11 protein-coding genes are annotated in these 9,296 nt (G+C 65.3%); 10 read left to right on the plus strand and 1 reads right to left on the minus strand.

Features of this window, described 5'->3' with window-relative positions:
• The first annotated feature begins 238 nt into the window (after nucleotides 1–238).
• From C5689_RS17920 to C5689_RS17965, 10 genes are all read left to right on the plus strand, one after another.
• Entirely contained in the window at nucleotides 239–538 is a 300-nt protein-coding gene (locus tag C5689_RS17920; RefSeq protein WP_108918602.1) for a hypothetical protein, read from the plus strand.
• A gap of 133 nt (nucleotides 539–671) precedes the next feature.
• Nucleotides 672–1,064 (plus strand): energy transducer TonB, encoded by a 393-nt coding sequence (locus C5689_RS17925; RefSeq protein WP_108918603.1) that lies wholly within the window; start codon nucleotides 672–674, stop codon nucleotides 1,062–1,064.
• A gap of 26 nt (nucleotides 1,065–1,090) precedes the next feature.
• Nucleotides 1,091–1,465 (plus strand): hypothetical protein, encoded by a 375-nt coding sequence (locus C5689_RS17930; protein WP_146188425.1) that lies wholly within the window; start codon nucleotides 1,091–1,093, stop codon nucleotides 1,463–1,465.
• Between the two features lie 249 nt (nucleotides 1,466–1,714).
• The gene (locus tag C5689_RS17935) at nucleotides 1,715–3,193 is read left to right on the plus strand and encodes a D-alanyl-D-alanine carboxypeptidase family protein (RefSeq protein WP_108918612.1); all 1,479 of its coding nucleotides are present in this window, start codon (nucleotides 1,715–1,717) and stop codon (nucleotides 3,191–3,193) included.
• Nucleotides 3,194–3,199: 6 nt separating this feature from the next.
• Nucleotides 3,200–4,354 carry a CobW family GTP-binding protein gene (locus C5689_RS17940; RefSeq protein WP_108918605.1) on the plus strand — a complete coding sequence of 385 codons (1,155 nt, stop codon included), beginning with the start codon at nucleotides 3,200–3,202 and terminating at the stop codon, nucleotides 4,352–4,354.
• A 28-nt stretch (nucleotides 4,355–4,382) separates the two neighbouring features.
• Complete coding sequence (locus C5689_RS17945; RefSeq protein WP_108918606.1) at nucleotides 4,383–4,961, plus strand: pyridoxamine 5'-phosphate oxidase family protein; 579 nt, start codon at nucleotides 4,383–4,385, stop codon at nucleotides 4,959–4,961.
• A gap of 11 nt (nucleotides 4,962–4,972) precedes the next feature.
• The gene (locus tag C5689_RS17950; protein ID WP_108918607.1) at nucleotides 4,973–6,838 is read left to right on the plus strand and encodes a potassium transporter Kup; all 1,866 of its coding nucleotides are present in this window, start codon (nucleotides 4,973–4,975) and stop codon (nucleotides 6,836–6,838) included.
• Between the two features lie 3 nt (nucleotides 6,839–6,841).
• Entirely contained in the window at nucleotides 6,842–7,594 is a 753-nt protein-coding gene (locus C5689_RS17955; RefSeq protein WP_108918608.1) for a ComF family protein, read from the plus strand.
• Nucleotides 7,595–7,664: 70 nt separating this feature from the next.
• Nucleotides 7,665–7,937, plus strand: a complete 273-nt coding sequence (gene grxC, locus C5689_RS17960; protein WP_108918609.1) for a glutaredoxin 3 — start codon at nucleotides 7,665–7,667, stop codon at nucleotides 7,935–7,937.
• The gene (locus C5689_RS17965; protein ID WP_108918610.1) at nucleotides 7,934–8,374 is read left to right on the plus strand and encodes a DUF1178 family protein; all 441 of its coding nucleotides are present in this window, start codon (nucleotides 7,934–7,936) and stop codon (nucleotides 8,372–8,374) included. The genes grxC and C5689_RS17965 overlap by 4 nt, the downstream gene beginning before the upstream one ends.
• Here C5689_RS17965 and C5689_RS17970 read toward each other — a convergent pair.
• On the minus strand, nucleotides 8,318–9,136 hold the full coding sequence (locus C5689_RS17970; RefSeq protein ID WP_342210432.1) for an integrase arm-type DNA-binding domain-containing protein: 819 nt from the start codon (nucleotides 9,134–9,136) through the stop codon (nucleotides 8,318–8,320). The genes C5689_RS17965 and C5689_RS17970 overlap by 57 nt on opposite strands.
• Nucleotides 9,137–9,296 lie beyond the last annotated feature (160 nt).

Genomic DNA, 9,296 nt, shown 5'->3' on the forward strand with positions numbered 1-9,296 from the left:
TCGCTACCCGTTACGATCGATGCGCGCACGCCTTCTTCTCGGCCGTATGCATCGCCGCCGCTGTCGCCTTCTATCTCAATCAATGAGTCCTGAGCCTAGACCTCCATCCCACCCATCGACTTGCTTCTTCTGTTGGACCTGCTCTGACGACCCCGACCCCGCGAGGAAGTAGCATCGCCCTCGGCGGCTGGTCGCACCATCTGAACCTTTTGGACGACGCCGACCAGAGACCGCAGCAATGGACATTCCCCCTTTCGATCCCGCTATCGCCGCGGGCGTCGCCCTTTCGACCGCCGTGACCGACGCCGTCTATGTGTTCTTCAACGCCGCGGTTTCGGCGCGGCGGCGCGTCGCCGCCGCGAGCTGGAGCAGCATCTGGTATCTGCTCTCCGCTTTCGCGGTCATCAGCTACACATCGAACTGGGCCTATGTCCTGTTCGCCGCGCTCGGCGCCTGGATCGGCGGCTTTCTATCGATCACCGCCCTCAACCGCGTCGCCCCGCCACGAGGCGCTCTCGGCTCCGAACGGAAAGAGTGAAGCGATCGACGGGAAAACGCGCCGCGACGCATCCACACATGATATTGACCGCCCTACGCGTTCCGATATTGATAGAGCCACGAAGCGCATTCGACGAATTTCCAGCGTCATCTTTCGTCCGAGGATAGATACTATGAAAGCGGCGGCGTTTTTTTTGGCCTTTCTGCTCGTTCTCGTCCAGCCGGCGGCGGCCCAATCGATCTTCGACGCGCTCGGCGGAACCGGAGACCCAGCGCGGGACGCCGCCTCGGCGGAATATGACCAATGGAAGCGCTCGATCGCCCGGCAGATTCGGGACCATAGCTCGGGCCTCTGGCTGGGGCGCGGGACTGTGGTCGTCCATTTCTGCGTCGACTCGGCCGGCCGCGTGGCCGATGTGAACGTCGTGAAAGCCGTCAATAACGCGCAGGCGCTCCTCGCCTTGAGCACGATATCGTCGCTCAAATTGTCGCCGCCGCCCACCTCGGCCCGTGCGGCCGCCGAAGGCAAGTGCCACCACTTCTCGCAGAGCTTCTATTATCATTGAGCGCGGCGGACAGGAGGCCTCGCATCATGGTTCGAGCAGTGATCGTCTTCGTTCTCGTCGCCGCTTCGCCGGCGGCCTTCGCGCAATTTCTCTTCGGTCCCTCGGAGCGGCCGACGCTGGCCGCCTGCATGGCGATCCCCGAGAACAAGGCCTGGATACAGACCGTCACCCGGCAGCTCCGCGAACGCGCGCCGAAGCTCGATCTGGGACGCGGGATAGTCACCGTCAAATTCCATGTCGATTTCAGAGGCCATGTCACCAGGGCCACTTTCGCGAACTCCGACAATAACGCCCGAACGCTGGTCGCGGCGGGCATGATCACCTCGCTGAAGCTGCCGCCGCCGCCCGACGACATGGACAGCGGCTGTCGCGACTTCGAGCAGACTTTCAAATTCCATTGACCGCTTCGACTGGCGTCTCGGCGGACGACGAAACCTCGAACGAAAGTGTCTCCGACCGAAGTTGGAACGAAATTTGATCGTCCGGGCGTACTAACCGTTGTCCATAACGGCGCTTTTCGGCGTCCCGAAACGGCGCAGAGCGCGTTTACGCCACATTCGGCCCATATTCGGGCCGTCCTTGGATCGAGACTATGTCTCGAATCGAACGCTGGGCCACAAATGGCCGTGGCCGAGGCCGATCGGATGAACATGAGCGCGAAACCGACCCTACGGACCCTCTACGTCGCCGCCGCCCTCGTCGCGGCGTCTTTGGCGACGGCGGCCCCTTCTGTCGTCATCGACGTCTCCAGCGGTCAGGTTCTGGCGCAGGAGCAGGCGACCCAGAGCTGGTATCCCGCCTCGCTGACCAAGCTGATGACCGTCTATGTAGCGCTCGACGCGGTGCGCTCCGGGCGCATTCAATATGATACGCCGATGATCGTCTCGCCCCGCGCGCTCTCCATGGCTCCGTCCAAAATGGGCTTTCCGGTCGGCTCGGAAGTGACGCTGCGCAATGCGCTGGTCATGCTGATGGTCAAATCGGCCAATGACATAGCGGTCACTATAGCGGAGGGCGTCTCCGGCTCGGTGGAGGCGTTCGCCGAGGAGATGAACCGCGCCTCGGCCAAGCTCGGGATGCGAGAATCCTATTGGGCCAATCCCAACGGCCTGCCCGACGAACGGCAGGTGACGTCGGCGCGCGATCTCGCCATTCTCGGCCGCGCGCTGCTGACGGAATTTCCCGAATCCGCGGGCTTTTTCAACATTGGCGCGATGCAGCTCGGCCGGCAGATCCATCCGACCCACAATGGCCTGCTCGGCCGCTATCCGGGCGCGGATGGGATGAAGACCGGCTTCACCTGCCCCGCCGGCTATAATCTGGTGGCCAGCGCCACCCATGGCGGGCAGAAGCTCATCACCGTGGTGCTGGGCGCGCCGAGCGCCGCGGCGCGCACGGCCAAGGCCGCCTCGCTGCTGGACCGCGCCTTCATGACCGGCTCGCCCTCGGGTTCGGTGACATCCTTGCCGACCTTCGGCGTCGGCCAGGCGCCCGATATGCGCGACAGCGTCTGCCGCCATCGCGGCAAGGCCAATGCGGAATATATGGCGGAGGTCGAGGATATGACCGTCGCCATTCCACGCGAGAACGGCGCGACCGATCAGGTCAATGTGAAGACCATCGCCGCCCTGCCCCGCGCGCGCTTCGAGCCGACGCCCGTGTATCTCGGCCGCGCGCCCGGCTATGAGGGCCCCGTCGCCGGCGTGCGCGATCCCGGCTCGCCGGTCGGCTCGCCCTCGACCGTCACCGCCTATGCGCATGAGCCGCCGGCCGCCGCCGCCTCGCCCATAAGCCGCCCGGCGCCGGACGCTCTCTCCATGCGCCACAGCCGCAAGCCGGCGGCCAAAGCCGCCCATGCGCCGGCCAAGGAAAAAACCGCCAAGGCCAAGAAGCCGCCGCAGGAAGCGGGCTCTACGCCTGCGCCCGAAAAGACGGAGAAGCCGGCCAAGGCGGCCAAGCCGAAGCAGGGCAAGACTGTCGCCGCCGCCAAGCCGCCGGAAGCCGCCAAGGCTTCGGCGAAGGCCCCGGCGAAGACGTCCGCGGCGAAACCCGCCAAAAACGCCTCCGCCAAGAATGACAAGCACGCGATCGGCGACCACGCGCCGCAGCGCCGAGACAATGAGCAATAAGCCGCAATGACAATGACAGAGCCGCGTCGTCCGCCGCCCATTCCGCTGACCATCCTCACCGGCTTTCTCGGCGCCGGCAAAACCTCGCTGCTCAATCGCCTGCTCGCCTCGCCGGATCTGACCGACACACTCGTGCTCATCAATGAGTTCGGCGAGGTCGGCATAGATCATCTGCTGGTCGAGAATGTCGAAGGCGACATGATCGTCATGAGTTCCGGCTGCATCTGCTGCTCGATCCGCGGCGATCTCGTCGCCGCGCTCGAGGATGCGCTGCGCAAGCTCGACAATGGACGCATTCGCCCTTTCCACCGCGTCATGCTGGAGACGACCGGGCTCGCCGATCCGGCGCCGATTCTCCACACCATCATGTCGCATCCCTATCTCGCGCTGCGCTATCGGCTGGACGGCGTGGTCACGCTGGTCGACGCCGTCAACGGCGCCGCGACGCTGGACGCGCATGAGGAGGCGGTGAAGCAGGCCGCCGTCGCCGATCGCCTGGTCATCACCAAGACCGACCTCCCCGAGGGCGCCGCCCGGCTCGAGGCGCTCGACACTCGCCTGGCGCGGCTCAATCCGGCGGCGCGCCGGCTCATCGCCGCGACAGGAGAGGCGAACCCCGCCGCGCTGCTCGATTGCGGGCTCTATGACGCTTCCGGCAAGATTCCGCAGGTCGCCAAATGGCTGAACGACGAGGCGGTCGCGGCGGCGCATGAGGCGCATCACCATCATCACGATCATGACCACCACCACGGCCACGCGCATCAGGACGTGAATCGCCACGACGCGCATATTCGCGCCTTCTGCGTCGCCAGCGACGCGCCGCTCAGCCCGCAGGCTTTCGACATGTTCGTCGAGATCTTGCGGCAGGCGCATGGTCCGCATCTCTTGCGCGTGAAGGGCATCGTCGGCCTCGCCGACGATCGCGAGCGGCCAGTGGCCGTGCATGGCGTGCAGCATGTGTTCCATCCGCCGCATCGCCTCGCCTCCTGGCCGGACGCCGATCGGCGCACGCGGCTCGTCTTCATCGTCAAGGATATCGATCCGTCTTTCATCGAGAAGCTCTACGCCGCCGTCGCGGACATACCGGCGCCGGACACGCCCGACGCCGCCGCGCTGCAGGATAATCCGCTTGCCCCCAAAAACGCCGGCCTGCTAGGCTGACGCGGGGCAAGCACCGGGATCGCGCGTCATGAGCAAATTCTTCGCATCGATCGAGGCGCAGCATCGCGACTTCATCGAGAAGCAGAAGCTGTTCTTCGTCGCCTCCGCCGCGGCCGACGCGCGCGTGAATGTCTCGCCCAAGAGCGCCGACATGCTGCGCCTCATCGACGAGCGGACCGCCGTCTATATCGACCGCACCGGCAGCGGCAATGAGACGGCCGCGCATCTGCGCGCCGATGGACGTCTCACCTTCATGTTCTGTGCCCTCGACGGCGCGCCGCTGATCCTGCGGCTCTATGGCCGTGGACAGGTGCTCACGCGCGGCGGCGAAGCCTATGCGCATCTGCTGCGCTCGTCTTTCGACGGAGCGGAGCCGCCGGGCGCACGGCAGATGATCCTGCTCGACGTCGAATCGGTGCAAACCTCATGCGGCTTCGCCGTGCCTCGCTACGACTATGCCGGCGAGCGCGACGGGCTCGACCGCTGGGCCGTAGCCAAGGGCGAGGATGCGCTCGACGCCTATCGCCGCGAGAAGAACCGGCAGAGCATAGACGGACTGCCGACCGGCCTGTTCGAAGACGAAAATCTGGCCGCCGAAGAGGCGTGAGGCAAGTTTTTATGGCGAATTCGTCTGCGCACGCCGATAAGAACGGCGTGAAGGCCCTGACGCTCGGCGCCCTCGGCGTCGTCTTCGGCGACATCGGCACCAGCCCGCTCTACACGATCAAGACCGCGATGGACTGGTCCGGCGGACATGTGAACGCCGAGACGGCGCTCGGCATGTTGTCGCTGATCGTCTGGACCTTGATCATCGTCACCTCGGTCAAATATGTCGCCGTCATCATGCGCGCCGACAATGACGGCGAAGGCGGCATACTCGCGCTGATGTCGCTGCTCGGCATGAAGCACGGGCGCCATCCGGCGATCATCGCGATCGGAATGCTGGGCGCGGCGCTGCTGTTCGGCGATGGCGCGATCACGCCGGCGATCTCGGTGCTGAGCGCGCTCGAAGGGCTCAAAGCGCCCCTGCCCGCTCTCGCGCCCTATGTGGTTCCGCTCTCAGTCCTCGTTCTCATCGGCCTGTTCGCCTTGCAGCCGCAGGGCACGGAGCGCATCTCACGTCTCTTCGGCCCGGTGATGGCGCTATGGTTCGTCTCCATAGCGGTCCTCGGCGCGCGCGGCGTGATCGCGCATCCGAGCGTTCTGTCCGCCGTCGATCCGCGCGTCGGACTGCATTATCTCTTCACCCATGGGTTCGAGGGCTTTCTGCTGCTCGGCGCCGTGTTCCTCTGCGCCACCGGCGCCGAGGCGCTCTATGCGGACATGGGCCATTTCGGGCGGCGCCCCATTCGCCTCGCCTGGTATGGGCTGGTGCTGCCGTCGCTCGTCCTCGTCTACGCGGGCCAGACGGCGCTGCTCGTCGAGGGCGCAGCGACGGAGAATCCTTTCTTCGATCTCTGCCCTGCCCCGCTGCAATTGCCGCTGGTCGCGCTGGCGACGCTCGCCACCGTCATAGCGAGCCAGGCGATCGTCACCGGCGCTTTCTCCATGGCGCGACAGGCGATCCAGCTAGGCCTGTCGCCGCGCCTCGCCATCACGCAGACGTCGGCGCAGAGCTACGGCCAGATCTATGTCGGCTTCGTCAATTGGACGCTGATGGCGCTGACGCTGGTTCTGACGATCACGTTTCGCTCCTCGGAAAACCTCGCCGCCGCCTTCGGCATCGCGGTCTCGCTGACCATGCTGCTGACGACGGCGCTGATGTTCATCGCCATGCGCTCGATCTGGCGCTGGAACCTGCCGCTGGCCCTTTTGGTCGGCGGCGTGTTTCTCGTCGTGGACGTCGCCTTCGTCGCCGCCAATCTCATCAAATTCTTCGAGGGCGGCTGGATCCCGCTCGTCGTCGCCGCCATTCTCTTCTTCCTGATGAGCTGCTGGAGCGAGGGCTTCGAGGCGATGCGCAAGGCGCTCGAACGCGACACGTTTCCGCTCGCCGATTTCGTCGCGAGGTTCCACGGCAAGCCGCGCGTCGATGGCGTCGCCGTCTATCTGACCAGCCGCACCGATGTCGTGCCGGTCGCGCTACTGCATAATCTCAAGCACAATAAGGTTCTGCACGAGCATATCGTGCTGCTGCATGTGACGACCGCCAACACGCCGCGCGTGAACCCCGCGCAGCGCGTCGACACCACGACGCTCGACGATCATTTCTATGCGATGACGCTGAATTACGGCTTCATGGAGCAGCCGAACATCCCCTGCGCATTGATGTTGGAATCGATCTCGAGCCCGCTGACCTTCAATATGATGACCACCTCCTTCTTCGTCGGCCGGCTCACGGTGACGCCGCTCGGCCACTCGCGCTGGCGTCGGCTGCGCATCCACATCTTCCAATTCATGCACCGCAATGCGCTGCCGGCGACGGAATTCTTCCAAATCCCCTCCGGCCGCGTCGTCGAGCTCGGCGGTCAGGTCGAGGTCTGAGCCATGCTCGGGCGCGCCGCGGGCCTCATCGGCAGCATAGGCGCGCGCCTTCTCGACGTCGTCTATCCGCCCGTCTGCCTCGTCTGCCGCAAAGCCGTGGCGAGCCATGGCGCGCTCTGCCCGCGCTGCTGGGGCGAGATGGGCTTCATAGAGCAGCCCTATTGCGAGCGCTTGGGCACGCCCTTCGAGCGCGATTTCGGCCCCGGCATGATCTCGCTCGAAGCCGCCGCCGATCCGCCGGCCTTTGCGCGGGCGCGCGCGGTCGTGCGCTATGACAGCGACCGCGCCCGCAGCCTCGCCCATAGGCTGAAATATTACGACCGGATGGAGCTCGCCGAGCCGCTCGGCCGCTGGATGGCGCGCGCCGGCGCAGAGCTTCTGGCGGACGCCGATCTGCTGATCCCCGTCCCGCTCCACCGAATGCGGCTGCTGTCGCGGCGCTTCAATCAATCCGCCGCGCTCGCCCATGTGATCGCGCGGGAGAGCGCCGTTCCGGTCGAGGCGCTGGCGCTCGAGCGCGTGAAGCCGACCCCGCCGCAAGTGGGGCTGACGCGCAACCAGCGGGCCGCGAATATGCAGGGCGCCTTCCGCCTGCGCGAGGAGCAAAAACCCCTGATCGAAGGCCGCAATATCGTGCTGATCGACGATGTGCTGACCTCGGGCGCGACTGTGAATGCGGCGGCCCGCGTCTTGCTGCGGGGTCGCGCGACGCGCGTCGACGTGCTGGTCTACGCCCGCGTCGTCGGCCAGAGCTGAAAGCGAAGGCCTTTCGTTGTAAGAATGCGCCGGAAACGCTTATAAGGGCGCAAGAGGTCACGGAACCGTCATGCCGCAGATCGTCATCTATACCACGAGAACCTGCCCCTATTGCCGCGCCGCCAAGCAGCTGCTCGACGTCAAAGGCGCCGCTTATGAAGAGATTTCCGTCGACGGCGACCCCCAAAAGCGCGCCGAGATGAGTCGGCTGGCCGAGGGGCGGACCACCGTGCCGCAGATTTTCATCGACGGCCGGCCGATCGGCGGCTGCGACGATCTCTACGCTCTGGACGGCGCCGGCGAGCTCGATCCGCTGCTCGCCGCGGGCGAGCCGACGTCGTGATCCTCTACCGGCTGATCTGCTCGGAAGGCCATGAATTCGAAAGCTGGTTTCGTGACAGCGAAGCCTATGACCGGCAGGCTGCGCAAGGCGCGGTGAGCTGCCCGTTCTGCCATTCGACCAAAGTCGCCAAGGCGATCATGGCGCCGCATGTAGCGCGCCGCTCCGCCCGCGCGCGCGAGGAGGGAACCAGCGTCCCGGCTTTGCACGACGAGCGCCATGCGGCGCTGCGGACGATGATTCAGGAGCTACGCCAAAAGATCGCCGCCTCGACGGAAGACGTCGGCGACCGCTTCCCCGAAGAAGCCCGACGCATTCAGGACGGCGAGGCCGAAATGCGCGCCATCCGCGGACGCGCGAGCTTCGAAGAGGCCAAGGCGCTGCTAGAAGACGGTATAGAGATTCTGCCGATCCCCGGCCCACCCGACGAAAGCCATTGAGACTTCTCCGGAAGTTTCCCCTCGCAGAGAAGACGACCGCGTCGCGTCGTCGCCTATGGCTCCCACCGCGCCCTTCGCGCAACGAGATTGCTCACCTCTGTATTTCAGGTAAATAACGGTGCCAGAGGCCTCTGGATCGACAATGAGACGGCCTTCCTTGGCGGCGTTCAACGCGCGTCCCAGGCGCGCGAGCTCGTCGACCGACAGATAGCGCTCGACCTTGTGCTCCGCGAACCGCTTGGCGCCGCGGCAGGGATTGGAGCCGGCGGGCCGGTATTTCCAATCCTCGGCCAGCTGGAACATCTTGGAAAGGAGCGCGTGAACGCGATTGGCGACGATCTCTCCGCCGCGAACGATTCTCCGTCCTTGACGCTTCGTTTTCTCGTCCTTCGCGGTCTTGCCGGCCGCGATGTCCCGCATGATGCGAGAGATGTCCTGGCGCTCGGCGTCGGAGACCTTCAGCGCGCCGATCAGCGGGTTGATGTGATTTTGCAGATTGCGCTTGTATTGAGCCAAAGCCGAGGGCTTTTTGTGAAGCCCCGCATACTCCTCGAGATAACGCTCCCCCCGTGCCGCGATCGTCGGCACAGATCGCTCGTGAGAGCGGACCTGGGCCGGATTTTCTCCCGAGGCGATCAAACCACGTAGGCGACGCGCTTCGTTTCTCGCCTGCTCGGCGGTGAACTCGACGCCGTGTCGGCCGATCGTCACGCGATGGTCTCGACCGCCCTGGCTGTATTGCAGGAGGTAGATGCGACGTATCCCTCCGGCGGCGGCCGCCTGGCGGTGACCTCGGTTTTTGAGATAGCTGCCTGATGGGTGGCGCGATGATCATGTCCACTTCAGTTACAAGCGGACACTATCGCCTATGTCGCGCAACGATGATGGTCCTCCGGCTCCCGAGCGCAAGCGTCGCTCATGG

Source organism: Methylosinus sporium, from assembly GCF_003113265.1.
Lineage (GTDB): Bacteria > Pseudomonadota > Alphaproteobacteria > Rhizobiales > Beijerinckiaceae > Methylosinus > Methylosinus sporium.